General features: G+C 47.2%; 1 protein-coding gene and 1 pseudogene. Both read left to right on the top strand.

Annotation, left to right across the window (positions count from 1 at the left end; all coding sequences use genetic code 11):
• Positions 1-198, top strand: a pseudogene (locus AC1DWB_RS35340) (hypothetical protein); the annotation flags it as partial.
• A gap of 336 nt (positions 199-534) precedes the next feature.
• The coding region (locus AC1DWB_RS35335; RefSeq protein ID WP_477545736.1) for an ABC transporter permease at positions 535-1327 on the top strand (793 nt) is incomplete at its 3' end.

The following is a 1327-nucleotide window of genomic DNA, read 5'->3' as shown; positions in this document are numbered from 1 at the left end:
GCCATGATTCGAGCTGCGAAGAAGGTCGTCATGATCCTCGACTCCTCCAAGATCGGCAACTGCTATCTTACTCCGGTGGCGGACTTATCCGATATCGATGTATTCGTTACCGATCAAACAATCCGGGATACGGATAGAGAGTTGATCGAAAACAGCGGCGTCGAGCTGCATATCGTACCTCATACTTATCACTTATAAATGTTCATTTTTGATAATTCTCGTTATAATAGTGTACACTCCACTTCATCTGACGATGAGGTGTTTTTTTTTTGTATTCGTCAAGCCGAAGGCGAGTAATCATTTCTAATGATTATTGCGCCAAGCGTCAATAAAGCAGGTCTTCGCCGCTTGTCGGATGCTCAAATCAGATGATTATATCGTAACGTCCCCCGGTTATGTTACGTTACTGCCATAGCCGGACGGTGCGGACAATGGCTCGCAAAACCAAGACAAACATATAGTCGCCGTCTGCAATACGTAATAGGAAAACGGAGGTAGAGCACCATGAATTCGGCGTCGGCACAGCAAATCGAAATGTTGAAAGCGATTCCGCGCAAAAAACGGCTCGGCATTATCAACGACTGGGAGTTATACGTGATGCTTCTCCCGGGGATCGCTTTCTTCATTATTTTCAAATACGTCCCGATGTGGGGGATCGTAATCGCCTTTCAAAACTATAGCCCGTTCAAAGGGATAACGGGAAGCGATTGGGTAGGCTTTAAACATTTTGTCACCTTGTTCCAGTATGATGGCTTTTGGCTGCTGCTCCGTAACACACTGCTAATCAGTTTTTACAATCTTGTATTTTTCTTTCCCGTTCCGATCGTTCTCGCGTTGCTCTTGAATGAAATTAGAGTCAACCTGTTCAAGCGGTTTATTCAGACCATCATTTATTTACCTCACTTTATTTCTTGGGTCGTCGTTGTCGGCATTACTTATATGCTGCTTGGATCGCAAGGCGGTCTCGTTAACGAGATGATCAAAGCGGCCGGCGGTACGGAAATCGCGTTCCTGACTTCGAAGGAATGGTTCCGCAGTCTGATTGTCGGTCAAAGCGTCTGGAAAGAAGCAGGCTGGGGAACGATTATCTTCCTGGCTGCGCTTGCCGGCGTCGACCCGCAGCAATACGAAGCGGCAATTGTCGACGGAGCCGGACGCTGGAGGCAGCTTTGGCACGTTACTTTGCCAGCCATTCGCAGCACGATATTCATTTTGCTAATTTTGCGCATGGGCAGCGTGCTTGATGTCGGCTTTGAGCACATTTTCCTTATGCTCAATTCGACCGTGAATGAGGTTGGTGATGTATTCGTATCTTTTGTGTCCCGGG

The organism is Paenibacillus sp. P4_E11, assembly GCF_056401635.1.
Note: the sequence above shows the minus strand (reverse complement) of the source record. Positions and strands in the feature narration are given on the sequence as shown.